This is a genomic window from Neisseria yangbaofengii, from assembly GCF_014898075.1.
In the GTDB taxonomy this organism is placed as follows: domain Bacteria; phylum Pseudomonadota; class Gammaproteobacteria; order Burkholderiales; family Neisseriaceae; genus Neisseria; species Neisseria yangbaofengii.
This window is the reverse complement of record NZ_CP062976.1, coordinates 1396612-1414940: the sequence shown is the minus strand read 5'-3', so window position 1 is coordinate 1414940 and position 18329 is coordinate 1396612. Positions and strand designations below refer to the sequence as shown.

General features: G+C 51.2%; 9 protein-coding genes and 1 pseudogene. 1 reads left to right on the top strand and 9 read right to left on the bottom strand.

Annotation, left to right across the window (positions count from 1 at the left end):
* Positions 1 to 6: 6 nt before the first annotated feature.
* Positions 7 to 2229 carry a hypothetical protein gene (locus H4O27_RS06740; protein ID WP_165011082.1) on the bottom strand — a complete coding sequence of 741 codons (2223 nt, stop codon included), beginning with the start codon at positions 2227 to 2229 and terminating at the stop codon, positions 7 to 9.
* On the opposite strand from H4O27_RS06740, the gene H4O27_RS06735 reads away from it, so the two are divergent.
* Entirely contained in the window at positions 2218 to 2358 is a 141-nt protein-coding gene (locus H4O27_RS06735) for a hypothetical protein (RefSeq protein ID WP_165011084.1), read from the top strand. The two genes, H4O27_RS06740 and H4O27_RS06735, sit on opposite strands and share 12 nt — an antisense overlap.
* A gap of 81 nt (positions 2359 to 2439) precedes the next feature.
* Here the strand turns inward: H4O27_RS06735 and H4O27_RS06730 are convergent, their stop codons facing one another.
* The 8 genes and pseudogenes from H4O27_RS06730 to H4O27_RS06695 all read right to left on the bottom strand — a co-directional run bounded on the left by H4O27_RS06730 (position 2440) and on the right by H4O27_RS06695 (position 18260).
* Complete coding sequence (locus H4O27_RS06730) at positions 2440 to 2715, bottom strand: hypothetical protein (protein WP_165011086.1); 276 nt, start codon at positions 2713 to 2715, stop codon at positions 2440 to 2442.
* Positions 2716 to 2719: 4 nt separating this feature from the next.
* On the bottom strand, positions 2720 to 3142 hold the full coding sequence (locus H4O27_RS06725; RefSeq protein WP_165011088.1) for a hypothetical protein: 423 nt from the start codon (positions 3140 to 3142) through the stop codon (positions 2720 to 2722).
* A complete protein-coding gene (locus H4O27_RS06720; protein ID WP_193004217.1) occupies positions 3120 to 4781 on the bottom strand; it encodes a VENN motif pre-toxin domain-containing protein in 1662 nt (553 codons plus the stop codon). The genes H4O27_RS06725 and H4O27_RS06720 overlap by 23 nt, the downstream gene beginning before the upstream one ends.
* A gap of 92 nt (positions 4782 to 4873) precedes the next feature.
* Positions 4874 to 5287 (bottom strand): hypothetical protein, encoded by a 414-nt coding sequence (locus tag H4O27_RS06715; protein WP_226883366.1) that lies wholly within the window; start codon positions 5285 to 5287, stop codon positions 4874 to 4876.
* Positions 5280 to 9227 (bottom strand): annotated as a pseudogene (locus H4O27_RS06710) (hemagglutinin repeat-containing protein); the annotation flags it as partial. The pseudogene H4O27_RS06710 and the gene H4O27_RS06715, both read right to left, overlap by 8 nt.
* 140 nt (positions 9228 to 9367) lie before the next feature.
* The gene (locus H4O27_RS06705; RefSeq protein WP_226883365.1) at positions 9368 to 9925 is read right to left on the bottom strand and encodes an ankyrin repeat domain-containing protein; all 558 of its coding nucleotides are present in this window, start codon (positions 9923 to 9925) and stop codon (positions 9368 to 9370) included.
* A 189-nt stretch (positions 9926 to 10114) separates the two neighbouring features.
* Positions 10115 to 10543 carry a hypothetical protein gene (locus H4O27_RS06700; RefSeq protein WP_165011118.1) on the bottom strand — a complete coding sequence of 143 codons (429 nt, stop codon included), beginning with the start codon at positions 10541 to 10543 and terminating at the stop codon, positions 10115 to 10117.
* Positions 10509 to 18260 (bottom strand): two-partner secretion domain-containing protein, encoded by a 7752-nt coding sequence (locus H4O27_RS06695; RefSeq protein WP_193004213.1) that lies wholly within the window; start codon positions 18258 to 18260, stop codon positions 10509 to 10511. The genes H4O27_RS06700 and H4O27_RS06695 overlap by 35 nt, the downstream gene beginning before the upstream one ends.
* Positions 18261 to 18329 lie beyond the last annotated feature (69 nt).

The window sequence follows — 18329 nt, the reverse complement described above, 5'->3', positions numbered from 1 at the left end:
TATTCCTTATTTGTTTGGTTCAATCAGATACATTTTGGCTGGAACAATTCCATCGCGTAAACCTGCATCAATAGCTTTGTTACCGATACTAACAGCATTACCTTTGGTTGCTTCCAAATAATTGATTGCTTGCGAACGCTGTAAAGCGCGGTCTTTTACTCCTGTTTTCATTTCCAAACCAGCGAAGCCTTTATCATCTAACTTAATAGTACTTACTTTTCTTCCTGTTGCAATATCGGTTACCGTGTAGCCTTGAGGAACAGGAATATTTTGATTTGGTTGCCCATTCAGTACTTGGTCGATAACGGAGCGTTGTGCTGCATTTGGGCTTTGAATACTAACATTGGTAGTTACTCTGACATTTTGGTTTTCAAAACTTTGGATTGTGGCTTTTATTGATTCCTCATGCAGATTTCTTGAATGTGTAACGATTTGACCTTTGGGGGTTGGGTCAGGATTTCTTACCGCAACCTGCTTCCCATCAGCATTCACCACATAATAACTGTTTTGAGGTTGGCCATTGCCATCTATACGGCGATAAACCGTATTGCCCGAACCGTCTTTGTAAGTAGTGGCAACACTTCTGCCTCCCTTCGGCCCGATAAAGGTTTTGCTGGCCTCATCATAAATGTAATTATCAGGCAGAACCGAAGATTGGCGTTTCTGTAATTGGATATAACGGTCTATGGATTTTTGTCCCGTTAGTTGGCTGAATTTACGGCCAACCAAGGTTTCTGCACTCCATAACGTAATATCGGCGGCATCTTGCACCAAAGGCGGACGGTTCTTGATAGGAGTGCCTAAAGAATCAATGACCTGTCTACCCCAGTTAGAGCGGTAAGTACCAAATAATTGTTCCGCTCCGTGTTTGCTTTGGGCATAGCCGCCTGTGATTCCAAGAGCAGCAATACCTGCACCACCAATACAGCCGATACCTGTTGTACATAATGCAACACCGCCTGCCGCCGAGCCAGCTGCCACAGCGGCTCCGGCTCCCATATTGACAATGCCTTTGCCTTTGGTAATCGCACGGTCATAGCTGCTACGCATATCATTTGCACCATCCCAAAAACCGTATTCGAATAATCCGTTACCGGATTTGAGCAATAAGTTTTTTTCTGTTTGGTATCTTTCTCCTGATTTTTGCAGTTCGCTCAATTGGCGATAATAAGGATCGCTTGTCGGAACGCCTTCTGCGCAACGAACAAGAGCACATGCTGCCGCATTCAGACGGCGTTGCTCTTCTGCAGTTTTTCCCTGCTTCAAACGGTTTAATACCCGTGTTTCACTCGGATGCAGCTGCCTGTTGTTCCAATCCGCATTCGCCCCTGTTACCGCCCCCGGATGCCCACCCAGCACATAGCCCAAAGCCGCGCCGCCAACCGTATCAACCGCGGCTTTGCCGATAGCGCTTAGATTTTCTGTTGCTTTTTCAAGATAAGGTGCGGCTGCGGCGGCACCGCCGGCACCAACCGCACCGGCGACATCTCCAGTTAGCAAGCCACCCACGCCTGCATGCAGAATGCTTCTGCCTACGCCGCCTTCTTTCCAGGTTTCGTAGCTGCCGCGGTTGGCCTCAAGGTAGCTTTCGGTTTGGTTTAATGCCTGTTGCAGGGTTTCGCGCCGTCCGGCATCTTGCGTGGAAGCCAGTTCGCTTTCGATAGCAGATTTGAGTATTTCCGCTCTTTGGAAGTCTTGGGTATTGCCCAAATAATCCGACAGCCGGGCAACGCCTTGCGCGGCATTCTTCCCAAATTCCTGACTTACGCTCCTTTGCAAATCAATCTCGCTCTGCACCCGTTCTTTGTCAAAGATGTTGTTCAGACGGCCTGAGTTTTGTTCGGCGGTTTCGGTGCGGGTGGCGGTGTAGGCCGCTGCTGCCTGTGTGCCGTCGGTATCGTTGCCGATGATGATGTTGCGCGTGCCGATGCCGCTGCGGGTTATGCTGCTTCGGTTGTCGCCGTCGCTGCCGTAGCCGATGCTGCTGTCGATACCGTTTTTACCGGCAACGGTTTGGATGCGGCTGTCGGCAGCAGGTGCGGTTTGGCCGAGGCTTTGGCCGCTGATGCTGCCTGATACGCCGATGCCGAAGCCGTCGCCTTCATAGCGGCTGTGGTTTTCAATGTCGCTGTGGCCGATTGAGGCCGTCTGAAAGCGGTTTCTGCCTGCCGTTTCGGCTGTTTCGGTGGCGGTAATGATACCGCCTTTTAAGTCGGTATGGTTTGCCACGTTGACTTGGAAACCGTCGTCACCGGCGTAAATGCCGCTTTGTTCGGTGACGCTGCGGTGGTCGGCATTGGTTTTGCTTTGGTTGTAGTCATTACTGCCGTAACCTATGCTGTAATTACAGTCTCCTGATTATGCGGGCAATGAGTTTTGCCCATATAATGAAGAATACAGTTGCTACAACCTACTTGTTAACTTACTTATTCTTAGAAATTATCCTTTTGGAGGCACTTCTAAAAAATTAAGTATATCTTTTATAACTTTTAAGCATTCATTTTTGCTTAGTTCAAACTCTTCTCCCATGTCCATTGCAATCAACTGCATAATCATATTTCTGCTTTCTAAATTAAACTCAGATGAATATTTATTCAAAATATCCATAGAAAGAGAGGAAATTTTATTTACATTAAAATTATTTTCTATATTTTTTTGTAAATAAAAAATTTCATGTAAAAAATTTTTTTTATCAAAATTGTTATGAACTATCATTACTTTAATCCTTAATTTCAGAGCCTGTTGGAGGATAATGTTGTCCAGAAATGGTTTGGCCATTGATAGATTTAGGATGTATTCTAATTACATTTCCATTGCTATCATAACTTTCCATCCATTGTCGTACATTACCAGTCGCAGGATTATATTCTGTCACAAAAGAAGCTCCTCTTGTATGCCCTTCTTTTTTAGCAGGAACTTCTCGATCATAATATCTTATACGACCATCAGGTAAATTCCTGATTTTAACAGCTGATTTTTGCGCTCCTTGCAAGCCAGATAATTTTGAGCGTAAAGCTTTTTGGGCATTCACACTAGATGCTGGTGTTAAATAATTATCTATACTTCTGGAAATATCACTATCAAAGTTTGAAGTATGCTTGAGCTTATTATCAAAACTTTCAGTTTTTTTTAATAGTTTCATTGATTTTACGGACACCCGCAGCTCCAACAAGTGCAGCCGATATAGCTTGCGGAATCAGCATCTCTTTCATAGCCGATCGTTCAGCCTGTTCAAGACTCATGCCTGACGCAGTTTTTTGAGCAATTTTGTCTTTTTCAATCCATGCGTCAGGGAAACGGGCTAGGAAACCGTCTTGATAGCCTGACCAGTTGATTGCCGCCTGTCCGAATCTTCCGCCCAATAACAAGTTTTCACCGGACATCACCGGAGCAAACTCTTTAATCAACAATTCCCTCTGCTTTCCATCTTTGATTTCATCTGCCAAATAGGTAAAGAAACGTTCTCTTTCTTTTTGGAACGCTTGAACCACAGCATTTTGGCAGGCTTTGTTAGGACATTGGGCATAGGCATGATTAAAATCTTCTACCGTATGAAAATTACCTTTTCGGATAATTCGGTCATATAAAACCTTGCTTTGAGGGTTCAGACGGGTACGGGCGGTACGGGAAAGGATGGAGTTATTCTCCACCGCACTATCCGCATTCAGACTGCCTTGCACCGCATTCGCAGTACTGTTCCCAACAGCCGCCCCCGTAGCCGTTCCCAACAGGTTTGTAATCGCCGTTACGGTTTCTTTCTGCTCCGCCGTCAGTTTGCTGCCGTCTTTCTCGCCGTAAAGGTAATTGCCGATTAACGGTGCAGCCGCTTCGGCACTGCCTGCACTGATGGCGCCGGCCAGGGCGTTGTTGTCTCCCGCCGCTGCCGTTGCTGCGCCCAATACCGCATGGGCGAGGATGTGGGCGGTTTCCTGTTTGGCGCTCAGATTGCCGTCTGAATTCTGTTGCGCCAGTTCTTTGAAGTATTGGCCGATTTGATAGGCAGCGGCCGGACTGGCGGTAGCGGCGGCTATGCCTAATGCGCTGTCGGTCGGTGCGCTCAAACCTGTGGCCACGGCAGCTAGGGCTACGCCGCCTTTTTGCCAGTTGTCGGCCTTTTGATGGTGTTCATTGGCGGTTTGTACGGCTTCACGGTAGGCATTCAAATCGCCGTTTTGTAATGCTTGGGCAGCTTTGTCTTCCGCTGCTTTGGCGAGTGCTTTGTAGCCTTCGGCTTTGTGGTTGATTTCCGTTCTGACTTCCTGCACATTTTTGCTGAATTCCTGACTGACCTTCCGCTGCAAATCAATCTCGCTCTGCACCCGTTCTTTGTCAAAGATGTTGTTCAGACGGCCTGAGTTTTGTTCGGCGGTTTCGGTACGGGTGTCGGTGTAAACCGCTTTGGCTGCTTCGCCCGTCGGGTCGTTGCCGATGACGATGTTGCGGGTGCCGATGCCGCTTTTGGTAACACTGCTTTGACTGCCGCCGTCGCTGCCGTAGCCGATGCTGCTGTCGATACCGTTTTTAGCGGCGACGGTTTGGATGCGGCTGTCGGCAGCAGGTGCGGTTTGGCCGAGGCTTTGGCCGCTGATGCTGCCTGATACGCCGATGCCGAAGCCGTCGCCTTCATAGCGGCTGTGGTTTTCAATGTCGCCGTGGCTGATTGAGGCCGTCTGAAAGCGGTTTCTGCCTGCCGTTTCGGCTGTTTCGGTGGCGGTAATGATGCCGGTATGTTTTGCCAAGTTGACTTGGAAGCCGTCGTCACCGGCGTAAAGGCCTAACATTGTCACCGCTTTACCAGTTGAGAGGACAACGAGCCCCCTAAGGCTTGCTTTGATAGTTTTAACTGATTTTACATTTAGTCACGTCAATTTACTTATTGATTACACTTATTTGATATATTAGATAGCCATTCCTTATCAGATTCTTGAACCTTGCTAATTGAATGAAATATTCTCTTATTTGGCTCAATTGGAATTTCTTCAATTTTATATGTTGATTTATTTATTTTGGCTAATTTAAGATTAGGATTTTTATAACAAAAATCATAATCTAACTCACCATCTATATATGAAAAATAAACATAACCATTACTATCGATAATATCATTAACAAAAAAATTAATTACTCCATTATTCCTTTTATCTATTAAAAAATAATTGAAAGGAATACCTGAGTTAATATTTTCAGACTTTTTAAAATAAAAAAAACCAAATTCCAAATCTTCTGACTTAAATGAGAATATAAACCACAATCCGAAAATAATTAAAGTTATTAATCTTTTATTCAATTAATATTTCTCCCTTAAAATCAATTTTGAAAGGAGTTCCGGAACCAGGAGAACCCAAAAATGTTTCTATGTTTCTTGGAATTTTACTAATCCCTTTTTGCATTTCAAAATCGTATCTATCAGGAATAATACGAAGTTTTCCTGTGTTTATATCTCTGCTGACAATAACTTTGCCAAAAATCGCCCATTGGCCAAATGACGTATATGTAACGCGAGCATCATGTATTTCCTCATTAGGTCTTGCTAAATTAGGTCTCCATCCAGATTCTTTGTTTAATAAAACTATGCGTAAAGGTTCTTCTGAATCGGGTATCTCAATTATTAGATTAGGGTTTTTATTAATTGTATATAAATAATCAGCTAACTCTTTGGTAAGTTTCAATTTTCCTTGTTTAATCATTGTTGATATTTTATCGGGACTCGTACCATATTCCTGAATAAGGCTGTTTCTATTTCTTTCACCAGGTGTAAATCCATCTCTATCCAAAATACCATTATTCTCCACCGCACTATCCGCATTCAGACTGCCTTGCACCGCATTCGCAGTACTGTTCCCAACCGCCGTCCCCGTAGCCGTTCCCAACAGGTTTGTAATCGCCGTTACGGTTTCTTTCTGCTCCGCCGTCAGCTTACTGCCGTCTTTTTCTCCGTAGAGATAGTTGCCGATTAACGGTGCGGCGGCTTCGGCACTGCCGGCACTGATGGCGCCGGCCAGGGCGTTGTTGCCTCCCGCCGCTGCGGTGGCCGCACCCAATACCGTATGGGCTAGGATGTGGGCGGTTTCCTGTTTACCGGTAAGTTTGCCGTCTGAATTCTGTTGCGCCAGTTCTTTGAAGTGTTGGCCGATTTGATAGGATACGGCCGGACTTGCCGCTGCGGCGGCAATGCCTGCTGTGCTTTGGGTGGGCGCACTTAAGCCTGCGGCAATGCTGTTGAGCAGCACTTTGCCTTTCTGCCAGTTACCTGCTTTTTGCCGGTACTCGGTTTCGCTGATAAGGCCTTTTTCTTTCTGCTCTTTCAGCGTATCCAGTTTTTGGTTGATTTCGCCGGTGGCCGACTGCACATTTTTGCTGAATTCCTGACTGACCTTCCGCTGTAAATCAATCTCGCTCTGCACCCGTTCTTTGTCAAAGATGTTGTTCAGACGGCCTGAGTTTTGTTCGGCGGTTTCGCTGCGGGTGCCGGTGTAGGCCGCTGCTGCCTGTGTGCCGTCGGTATCGTTGCCGATGATGATGTTGCGCGTGCCGATGCCGCTTTTGGTAACACTGCTTTGACTGCCGCCGTCGCTGCCGTAGCCGATGCTGCTGTCGATACCGTTTTTAGCGGCGACGGTTTGGATGCGGCTGTCGGCAGCAGGTGCGGTTTGGCCGAGGCTTTGGCCGCTGATGCTGCCTGATACGCCAATGCCGAAGCCGTCGCCTTCATAGCGGCTGTGGTTTTCAATGTCGCTGTGGCTGATTGAGGCCGTCTGAAAGCGGTTTCTGCCTTCGCTTTCGGCTGTTTCGGTGGCGGTGATGATGCCGCCTTTTAAGTCGGTATGGTTTGCCACGTTGACTTGGAAGCCGTCGTCACCGGCAAAGATGCCGCTTTGTTCGCTGATACTGCGGTGGTCGGCGTTGGTTTTGCTTTGGTTGTAGCCGGCAGTCGCGGATGCGCCGTAACCGACGGTTACCGAACCGCTGAGGTTTTGCTGTTTGCTGCGGTAGACGGCGCTATCCTGTATGCTTTCGATGTTGAGGTTTCGGGTGCTAAGGGCAACGCCTTTGCCTTTTACCTGCGCGCCTTTGAGGGTGGTGTCGCCGCTGCTTTGGATGACGGTGCGGCTGTCTTTGTCGCCGATGTGGGTATGGCGGTGGGTTACGTCGTCACCGTTGCCGTAGCCTTTGCCGTGGTTGCCGCCGGCGGTAAAGCCGATAACCGGTTTGCCGCTTTGAAATGCAACGGCAACGCCGGCGTTCCCGCCGCTGCTGCGGTTGTCGCTGCGTTCGCTGTGGCTCTGTTCGGCCGATTGCAGTACGATGTCTTTGGCGCGCAATAATGTGCCTTCTTTACCGGCCGCATCTGAGCCGGTGATGTTCAGACGGCCTTCGTCGGCGATCAGGCTGACTTGGCCGCCGCCGATGACTTGGCTGCTTTGGGCGGTACTGCCTTCGCTGTGGCTTTGGGCAGTGTTTTTTTGTTGGCCGTAGGTAAGGGAGACACTGACGTTGGATGCGTTTGCTGCAGATTGCCAATCGCCGGCGGATAGGGCGGCAGCGGTGTTTGCCAGGCCTTTGAGGTTGTCGGGACTGCTTTCTTCGGCCAATAACTTGCGTGTCTGCCATGCGGCATTGGCCGCGGCCATGGCATTGACGCGGCCGTTGTTGCTTTTGCCGACGGTTTTGGCAGCGGCTGCTGTGCTTTGTACGGCCTGAACGACGGGCACGTTGACCGCTACGGTCAGGCCTTTTTGTTCGAGGGTCTGCCGGTAGTCGGTGGCGTAAGTATCCTGCGCCGCTTTAATGTCGATGTTGCGCGCACGAATCAGTACGTCGCCTTCGGGCGAGGAGACGGTCGAGCCGGTTTGGCGGTAGTTTTGTTCGGCAGAAATGACGGTGTCGCCTGTTAAGCTGCCGACGGTCGAGCCGTGATTCACCCGGGTACGGCTGCCGCTGTCGGCGGTGTCTTTTTTGCTGCCGACGGTAAAACCGATGCCGCCCGAACCCATCAGGCCGGATTTTTTGGTTTGGTGGAATTCGCTGTCGTTATAGGTGCTTTGCGCGGCGGTGATGTTGACATCATTGCCCGCCGTCAACACGGTCAGGCCGTCTGAAACCACGTTGCCGCCGCGTACGGTTAAATTGTTATCGGCTGCAATCAACACTTTGCCGCCGCTGATTTCGCTGCCGACCGCTTCGTCGTGCTGACGGCGGTATTGGTCGAGGCCGGTTGTTTTGGAAGCGATGCCGCGCGATTTGGTGTAGATTGATTCGTCCAAATCCAGCGTTTGACGGCCTTCGCTGATGTCGACGTTGCGGCCGGAGAGGGTAACCCTGCCTTTATCGCTGGCGATGCTGCCTTGGCGGACGGTCAAATCGTCTTTGGCGGAAAGCAGGATATCGCCGGCCGCACCGATGACGGTACCCGCTTCGGAAGTTTGGGCAACATGGCGGTGGTTTTTATCGCTCAGTTCGCCCCATTTGCTGTGGGCTTCGAGCTTGGCGGTGCCCAAATCGATGCGGCCGTCTGAAACGATTTGGGTTTTGCCTTTGGACGCTTCGTTACGCAGATTGGCGGCGACGAAGTCGATGCTTTGGTTGGCTTTGAGGCTTAAGAGGCCGTCTGAAGCGTTGTTGACATACAAACCGGCAACGCGGTCGATTTGGGTTTGGCCGTTGCGCTCATCGCCACCGGTAGCCGTGGTGGAGGCAACGCGGAGGCGGTCGGCCTCGACGGCCAACAGGGTGTCGGCGGCGACGGTGCCGCCTTCGATGTTCACATCTTGGCCGCGTAAGCGCACTTTACCGCCTTGAACCACACCGCTGTTGGTGATGTCGGTGGCGGATAGGTCGGCGATTTTACGCCCGGCCAACGTACCGCTGTTGACGATGCTGCCCGTGCCGTCCATCGCCAGTTGGTCGGCACTGATCAAACCGCCGTGGGCGTTGATGTCGCCGGGTTTGACGGTGAGATAGACTTTGGGTGCCAACACATCAACCGTGCTGCCATCGATTAAGGTAAGAGTTTGGGGTTCCAGCCAAACAATGTCGGAAGTGAGGCGTGCTACTTGTTCTGGCGAAAGGGCGATGCCCGGTGTGAGCTGCTGTTCGCGGGCGAAGGTGATGCCGGCTTCCATCAGGGCTTTGAACTGGACTTCGTCGTTGGCATAACCGTCGAGGCGGCGGTAGCCGGTCAGCCTTGCGATTTGTTCGTTGACCAGTTTTTGTTCGTAGTAGCCGTTGAACATGCTTGTTTCGGGTAAATAAAGGCTGCCTGAAAGAGAAAGTAAAGGTTTTTTCAGACGGCCTTGTCGTTTTTATGAAGTTTACTGACATGCGTACGGTTACACCGCTTAGGGAAGCCAACCGTACCTGCACTTGCTTAAGCATATTGTTTCATCAATTCGTAAATATCAATTTCCCATTGAGATGAAGTAGTACTTGGCTTCCAACTTTCCAAAATAGTTTCATTATCATTAATAATATTATGGACATTACCTCCGTTTTTTAGCATTAATTCCAATACATCCAGCCTATCTTTGGTATACCCAACCATAGATAAAGGGCGCAGGTTGTCAATATTGGGTATATTCGGATCTGCGCCTGCTTCCAGCAGGGCAATCGCAGCATCGGCGTTTTGCGCACGAAGCGCATAGTGCAGCGGTGTCATGCCGTAGCAGTCTTGGGCATTGACTGCTACGCCTTTGTCCAAGTAAAAGCGGATGGTTGATAAGGGGCATGCTTCTCCAAGATTAACTTTGTGCAAATAACTCCACCCTTCGAGAGGGGTGGTTGCTAATGGATTAAACCGGCCTGTTTCCGCTAGTTCTTGTAAGAAGGCTATATCTCCTTGATCGCCGGCGAAGGTTACTAACATTCCTACATCATTTTTATATTTTTCTTTCATTTCTTCGTAAAATTCAATATCTTGATTTTCCATATTATTTCCTTGTTTTTAAAAATTTTTCCATATTTTTTAGCAAGTGTAGGTTGGGTCATGACCCAACAATTACCTAGAGATATAAGGTTTTGTTGGGTTTTCAACCCAACCTACGCTTGCTGATTGCCGCTCCCGATTAGGTGGATAATAAGTTGCCCACTCTATGCTTGCGTACTGCGCTAGAAAAAATTAATGTCCATGTTTTTTGTATATCTCATCAACTGCTTTGGGTGATAGTGGTGCTCCACATTCAGTGCAATAATTTTTACTAAATGGAGAAACTCCTTTTGAATAAGTTAAACTGTTGGTATCAGCCCCAAAAGATTTGCCATTAAGTTTTTGAAAAGAATGGCAATATGGGCATATACTGGCAATTGGGATATAAATAATGCAAAACAGTAATCCAGCAACCCAATATATAGTAAATATAATTAAAAATATATCATTTTTTAAGAAATTATTATGCGTAATAATTTCTTGGATAGTTGCCACACCAAGTATACAAGCTATTGAAATAAAAAAAATCTTAGGAATTAACATTCTTTTTTGAAATTTCTTCGCAATATACATTGCTTTTTCTTTGTTATTTAATTTTTTCATATCTTTTACTTCTTCCATTCCAAATATCCCATCTCAATATACCACCTATTCCCAATTGGGGTTTAAAAACAGATTTAATTTCTCCTCCTTTATACAACGAAGATGCTTGATTATCTGGATATTGTCTGCCCCCTTGTATAGCAGCAGAATTATTCCACGGTCCTAACTTAAGTTCAGCTTCAGCTTTAGTTGACAGTGTTGCATTGTTATCCTTAGCTTGCGTACCAAATCGCTTTTCTCTTAAAACAATTTCTGTTGAAGCATTCAAAGTCTTATTTTCATCAATACCTACACGTCTAGTTTGTTTTGATAAACCTCCCGATAATGCTGCTCCGATACCTAAACCTATACCTCCCTCTGCCTGCATAGAAGAACCTCTATTACCTAATGTTATAGTGACCTTGCCATTGATTTGAGGACCGACTCCTATTGCTCCAGCTAATTCCCCCTTTAATTCCAGTCCAGTAGGATAGTTGTAATCTCGTTTTCCTTGATATGTAGATGTGTCAATTTGATTTCTTAAATTATTACATTCTGCTGTATTGATGCCCTTATCACAAACGGCATAAAGTTTTCGTAGGTTTTGTAAACCTATCTGCTCCCACTTTTCTTCAACTTTCAATTCACACAATAAATCCCCTTTGCAAGAACGTAATTCAGCTTTTTTAATTACTCGTTGTCCTTTTCGTAAGTGATTATTCTCCACTGCACTCCCCGCAACCAAACTACCTTGAGCCGCATTGGCGGTTGTGTTCCCAACAGCCGCCCCCGTAGCCGTCCCCAACAAGCCTGTAATCGCCGTTACGGTTTCTTTCTGCTCCGCCGTCAGTTTGCTGCCGTCTTTCTCGCCGTAGAGATAGTTGCCGATTAGCGGTGCGGCGGCTTCGGCACTGCCTGCACTGATGGCGCCGGCCAGGGCGTTGTTGTCTCCCGCCGCTGCCGTTGCTGCGCCCAATACCGCATGGGCGAGGATGTGGGCGGTTTCCTGTTTGGCGCTCAGATTGCCGTCTGAATTCTGTTGCGCCAGTTCTTTGAAGTATTGGCCGATTTGATAGGCAGCGGCCGGACTGGCGGTAGCGGCGGCTATGCCTAATGCGCTGTCGGTCGGTGCGCTCAAACCTGTGGCCACGGCAGCTAGGGCTACGCCGCCTTTTTGCCAGTTGTCGGCCTTTTGATGGTGTTCATTGGCGGTTTGTACGGCTTCACGGTAGGCATTCAAATCGCCGTTTTGTAATGCTTGGGCAGCTTTGTCTTCCGCTGCTTTGGCGAGTGCTTTGTAGCCTTCGGCTTTGTGGTTGATTTCCGTTCTGACTTCCTGCACATTTTTGCTGAATTCCTGACTGACCTTCCGCTGCAAATCAATCTCGCTCTGCACCCGTTCTTTGTCAAAGATGTTGTTCAGACGGCCTGAGTTTTGTTCGGCGGTTTCGCTGCGGGTGCCGGTGTAGGCCGCTGCTGCCTGTGTGCCGTCGGTATCGTTGCCGATGATGATGTTGCGCGTGCCGATGCCGCTTTTGGTAACACTGCTTTGACTGCCGCCGTCGCTGCCGTAGCCGATGCTGCTGTCGATACCGTTTTTAGCGGCGACGGTTTGGATGCGGCTGTCGGCAGCAGGTGCGGTTTGGCCGAGGCTTTGGCCGCTGATGCTGCCTGATACGCCAATGCCGAAGCCGTCGCCTTCATAGCGGCTGTGGTTTTCAATGTCGCTGTGGCTGATTGAGGCCGTCTGAAAGCGGTTTCTGCCTTCGCTTTCGGCTGTTTCGGTGGCGGTGATGATGCCGCCTTTTAAGTCGGTATGGTTTGCCACGTTGACTTGGAAGCCGTCGTCACCGGCAAAGATGCCGCTTTGTTCGCTGATACTGCGGTGGTCGGCGTTGGTTTTGCTTTGGTTGTAGCCGGCAGTCGCGGATGCGCCGTAACCGACGGTTACCGAACCGCTGAGGTTTTGCTGTTTGCTGCGGTAGACGGCGCTATCCTGTATGCTTTCGATGTTGAGGTTTCGGGTGCTAAGGGCAACGCCTTTGCCTTTTACCTGCGCGCCTTTGAGGGTGGTGTCGCCGCTGCTTTGGATGACGGTGCGGCTGTCTTTGTCGCCGATGTGGGTATGGCGGTGGGTTACGTCGTCACCGTTGCCGTAGCCTTTGCCGTGGTTGCCGCCGGCGGTAAAGCCGATAACCGGTTTGCCGCTTTGAAATGCAACGGCAACGCCGGCGTTCCCGCCGCTGCTGCGGTTGTCGCTGCGTTCGCTGTGGCTCTGTTCGGCCGATTGCAGTACGATGTCTTTGGCGCGCAATAATGTGCCTTCTTTACCGGCCGCATCTGAGCCGGTGATGTTCAGACGGCCTTCGTCGGCGATCAGGCTGACTTGGCCGCCGCCGATGACTTGGCTGCTTTGGGCGGTACTGCCTTCGCTGTGGCTTTGGGCAGTGTTTTTTTGTTGGCCGTAGGTAAGGGAGACACTGACGTTGGATGCGTTTGCTGCAGATTGCCAATCGCCGGCGGATAGGGCGGCAGCGGTGTTTGCCAGGCCTTTGAGGTTGTCGGGACTGCTTTCTTCGGCCAATAACTTGCGTGTCTGCCATGCGGCATTGGCCGCGGCCATGGCATTGACGCGGCCGTTGTTGCTTTTGCCGACGGTTTTGGCAGCGGCTGCTGTGCTTTGTACGGCCTGAACGACGGGCACGTTGACCGCTACGGTCAGGCCTTTTTGTTCGAGGGTCTGCCGGTAGTCGGTGGCGTAAGTATCCTGCGCCGCTTTAATGTCGATGTTGCGCGCACGAATCAGTACGTCGCCTTCGGGCGAGGAGACGGTCGAGCCGGTTTGGCGGTAGTTTTGTTCGGCAGAAATGACGGTGTCGCCTGTTAAGCTGCCGACGGTCGAGCCGTGATTCACCCGGGTACGGCTGCCGCTGTCGGCGGTGTCTTTTTTGCTGCCGACGGTAAAACCGATGCCGCCCGAACCCATCAGGCCGGATTTTTTGGTTTGGTGGAATTCGCTGTCGTTATAGGTGCTTTGCGCGGCGGTGATGTTGACATCATTGCCCGCCGTCAACACGGTCAGGCCGTCTGAAACCACGTTGCCGCCGCGTACGGTTAAATTGTTATCGGCTGCAATCAACACTTTGCCGCCGCTGATTTCGCTGCCGACCGCTTCGTCGTGCTGACGGCGGTATTGGTCGAGGCCGGTTGTTTTGGAAGCGATGCCGCGCGATTTGGTGTAGATTGATTCGTCCAAATCCAGCGTTTGACGGCCTTCGCTGATGTCGACGTTGCGGCCGGAGAGGGTAACCCTGCCTTTATCGCTGGCGATGCTGCCTTGGCGGACGGTCAAATCGTCTTTGGCGGAAAGCAGGATATCGCCGGCCGCACCGATGACGGTACCCGCTTCGGAAGTTTGGGCAACATGGCGGTGGTTTTTATCGCTCAGTTCGCCCCATTTGCTGTGGGCTTCGAGCTTGGCGGTGCCCAAATCGATGCGGCCGTCTGAAACGATTTGGGTTTTGCCTTTGGACGCTTCGTTACGCAGATTGGCGGCGACGAAGTCGATGCTTTGGTTGGCTTTGAGGCTTAAGAGGCCGTCTGAAGCGTTGTTGACATACAAACCGGCAACGCGGTCGATTTGGGTTTGGCCGTTGCGCTCATCGCCACCGGTAGCCGTGGTGGAGGCAACGCGGAGGCGGTCGGCCTCGACGGCCAACAGGGTGTCGGCGGCGACGGTGCCGCCTTCGATGTTCACATCTTGGCCGCGTAAGCGCACTTTACCGCCTTGAACCACACCGCTGTTGGTGATGTCGGTGGCGGATAGGTCGGCGATTTTACGCCCGGCCAACGTACCGCTGTTGATGATGCTGCCCGTGCCGTTCATCGCCAGTCGGTCGGCACTGATCAAACCGCCGTGGGCATTGATGTCGCCGGGTTTGACGGTGAGATAGACTTTGGGTGCCAACACATCAACCGTGCTGCCGTCGATTAAGGTAAGGGTTTGGGTTTCCAGCCAAACAATGTCGGAAGTGAGGCGTGCTACTTGTTCTGGCGAAAGGGCGATGCCCGGTGTGAGCTGCTGTTCGCGGGCGAAGGTGATGCCGGCTTGCATCAGTGCTTTGAACTGGGCTTCGTCGTTGGTGTAACCGTCGAGGCGGCGGTAGCCGGTTAAGCGGGCAACTTGTTCGTTTACCAGCTTTTGCTCGTAATAGCCGTCGCCTAAGCGTTTGTGCATTCTACTTGGGTCGAGTTTGAGGGCATTGAGCATATAGTCGCTGCTCAGCCATTGTTTGTAGTTGGTAAAGGCGGGATCGGTTTCGACCAGATACGACGGGTGGGCCGGGTTGACGGCATACAGGCTGGATGTCGGCAGCTTGGTATCGGTGTTGAGGGTTTTAATGGGTGCGGGGGTGCTGCCGCCGTGAGTAACGGCGGTTGGGTTGAGAGCGGCGGCTATTGCCAGATTTTGAAGCTTGCCGAGTGAGGCATTTTCCTGATATTTAAGCGCCGGGCTGTCAAGGTCATGGGTGAAAGGCTCGACAGGTGTGTATGCAACATATTCTCTTTCTACACGACGAGGGCGACGCTTTCTGGAATACCAGCGTTTATCCCAAGTTGAGAGATACTGCTGACCAATGTTTTCTAATCGACCTTGTCCTTGTGTGCCCTGATTGTTGATGTTTTCCTCTAGGCCGTCTGAATCCAAATTACCGCCAATCAATATGTGGCTGTCTGAGTTCAGCCAGTTGCTGCCAGCAGCAATCAGATTGCCGCCAATCAGAATTTCCGCCGGCTTGCTTGTTTTAATCCGCTGGCGGTATGTTTTGATATGGTAGTCCCATACATTCCAATGCTCGGCTTCAACTTGGCTGCCATCCGGGAAATGAAAGCCCGCGGTCTTTTGGTCTTTCTCACCGCGAGAATTATCAAATGTTCCATCTCTACCTTCACGATAACGGACAGCCTCTCCCGCTGGTGCGTATTCTTTGATTTGTCCGCTGGTTTCGGCCAGATATTCCTCCAATTCGAAGTGCTTGTTCAGGTTTCCCAGAGATTTCGCTGCGATCCGTGCGTCTCCTCCTGCTTCAATCGTGGCACTGGCATTAATCAAACGATCAGCCATACCCTGCGCCTGATGCTGCTCATCCAAACTGCCGCCAATATTCAAACTGCCTTCGCTGGAAAGCTTCGCTTCTTCCTGATTGGTAATCTCTTTCGCCCCCACGGCCAAATGCTCGCGCGCGGCAATGACGGCGGCTTTGGTTTCGCCATTGGCCGTTTTTTCTTGGTTCACCAGCTTCTCGGCCTCAATCGCCACCCAGTCGCCATACACGCGTCCGCTGCCGATGTTCAGTACGGTATTGCCTGCATCCAAGAGGGTGAGGCCGTTGCTGTTGATTAAGCCGCGGTTGGTAATGTTGTCGGCTTTGAGACGGGTGTCGCTGCCGGATTGGATGGTGCCGGATGCGGTGTTGTCGATGTGGTCGGCTTCCAAGCGTACGAAACGGCTGCCTTCCAGCGTGTAGCTGTTGTGGATGCCGCCTTTGCTGCTGACGGTCAAACCTTGTCCGGCACGGATGTCTTGTGCGGCGGTAAAGCTGTCTTTAAGATTGAGCGACAGGTTTCGGTTGGCCGCCAGCTCTCCTTGCTTGGTCAGTGTTTTGGCTTGGATATCAAGGTGTTGTTCGGCGAGTATTTCGCCTGATGCATTGTTGATGCTTAGACTTTGGCTGCCGCCGTCGTGTATTTTCACGTCTTTGGCCGAACCGATGAGGCCGCGTTGGTTGTCAAGGCCGTCTGAAACTTTGAGCTCGGTCATTTCATCGCTGCGGATTTGGCCTGAGGTATTGTCTAGACGGGCGGCTTCGGCTTTCAGACGGCCTGTGTCGATTTGGCCGCTTTGATTGAGCAGGGCTGCGGCTTTGATACCGGCTTGTCGGTTGACGGTGAGTCGGCCGTTGCTGTTGTCCAAGGTTTGGACGGCCGCAGCCAAACTACCGCCGGATTGCAGGGTACCTTCGCGGTTATCGGTGGTTTGGTTGCGGATGGTGAGCGTTTCGGCAGCGGTCAGTTTACCTTGGCGGTTGTCCAAGGTTTGCGCGGTAATCTCGGCCTGGCGGCTGATGATTTCGGCTTCGCGGTTATCCAGCAGGCTGCCGCCAACGGCCAGTTTGTTCAGATGTAGTTTGCCTGTGTTGCCCAAGCTGTTTGCGGCGTGGATATCCACGCCGCCGTTGGCGGTGATGCTGCCGCTGTTTTCCAGGCCGTCTGAAACCTTCAGACGGCCTTCGGCCAAGGTCAGCGGTACGGCAGCCGCATCATTTTGAGTTTGGATTCGGCCTGACGCGGCGGCGGTGGTCGGTGTGGCAGGCGTGCTTGGGGCAGTATTGCCGCCGTTGCCGGAAACATGGTCTTGGCCGGCATAAGCGATTAAACCGCTATTGTTCAATTTGCCGGCTTCAATATTGAGGCTTTGCAAACCGGTTTGCGCCATGTCGCCGCTGTTGTTCAGACGGCCGGTTTCGATGTCGAAACGGGCAGCCTGTATGGTTTGGCGGTTGTCGAGGTTTTGTGTGCGGATATTCAGTTCGTCGGATGAGGTGATCAGGCCGCTGTTGCCGACTTTCGGGCTTTGAATCGCGGTTTTTCCTTGTGATGACAAGGTGCCGCTATTATCAAACGCCGTGGCTTGAATATTTACACGCGCCGCTGCGCTCGAGCGTTGCGTATTGTCGGCGGCCGCAATACTGCCGCTGTTACCGATTTTACCGTCGGCACTCAGGGTCACACCGCCAGCGGTGGCAAAGGCTTGACCGGCATGATGAACGGCTGCGCCTTTGTCGGTGGAAACCAGCGTAATCTTGTTGGCATACATACCGCCCAGCTGCGCGGTGTCGATGGCCACGGCAGGAGCTGGGCGGCCGTCTGAAACTTGGGTGTGGCTGCCGTCGGTCGCCACATCGTTGCTGCCCGATACCACGCTTAAATCTTTTGCCCATACGCCGGCATTGATTTGCGCGGCGCGGGCAAGCAGGCGGGTGTAATCGGCTCCTGAGGTATCCAAGCCGTCACCGTTGACGGCAATATCGCCGTCGCGTACTTGGAAACTGGTGAGATTGCCGTTGTCAAACAGCGGTTTGCCTGTGGTAAGCGTTACCCCCGCCGCATTGATAAAGCCTGCACCGTTCACCCGGATACCGGCAGGATTGGCCAATACCACCTCGGCACGACGGCCGGCCACTTCGATATAGCCGTTGAGTAGTGAAGGACTGACGCTGTTGACCTGATTCACAATCACCTTGGCTTCGCCGCGTGCCAACCACGGATTACCCTGTATCCAGCCGCCCAATTTGGTCTGCGTGTTGCTGCGGCTGTTGTTCAATATGGCACCGCGTTTGTCAACATCGAATTGGCGGTATTGGTTAACCGATACGCCGCCTGCGGTCGGGGTTTGGATATTGACTTGCGGCAAACCGTTGGCCGTCTGCAAAACGGTGGGTTGTTGGCCCAAAGGCGCGGATTTGTCGGCCTGAAGCCCTGCTGCCCACACGGGGCTGACAGCAGCCGAACCGACCGCCAGCCACACCGAGAACGCCGCCATCTGTATCTGAAACTTGGCCGCACCCGCAAGGCCGTCTGAAATAGCCGCTTTGCCGTCTTGCACGTTTTTACCGTCGCGTGCGGTGTTTTCGGCAACAGCCATCATCATGCCGCGCTTTTTATTGAAGATGACTTTGTAGCAGGTTTTGTTCATGGCGGGTTCCTATAAAGCGGAAATACCCCCGTGCCTGTGTTTTCAGACGGCATGAGGGTAGGAAAGGGA

Coding starts and splice junctions, on each gene's coding strand:
- H4O27_RS06735 (WP_165011084.1), top strand. CDS start 2,218: ATGGTTTGCCACGTTGACTTGGAAACCGTCGTCACCGGCGTAAATGCC.
- H4O27_RS06730 (WP_165011086.1), bottom strand. CDS start 2,715: ATGATAGTTCATAACAATTTTGATAAAAAAAATTTTTTACATGAAATT.
- H4O27_RS06725 (WP_165011088.1), bottom strand. CDS start 3,142: ATGAAACTATTAAAAAAAACTGAAAGTTTTGATAATAAGCTCAAGCAT.
- H4O27_RS06720 (WP_193004217.1), bottom strand. CDS start 4,781: ATGTTAGGCCTTTACGCCGGTGACGACGGCTTCCAAGTCAACTTGGCA.
- H4O27_RS06705 (WP_226883365.1), bottom strand. CDS start 9,925: ATGGAAAATCAAGATATTGAATTTTACGAAGAAATGAAAGAAAAATAT.
- H4O27_RS06700 (WP_165011118.1), bottom strand. CDS start 10,543: ATGGAAGAAGTAAAAGATATGAAAAAATTAAATAACAAAGAAAAAGCA.
- H4O27_RS06695 (WP_193004213.1), bottom strand. CDS start 18,260: ATGAACAAAACCTGCTACAAAGTCATCTTCAATAAAAAGCGCGGCATG.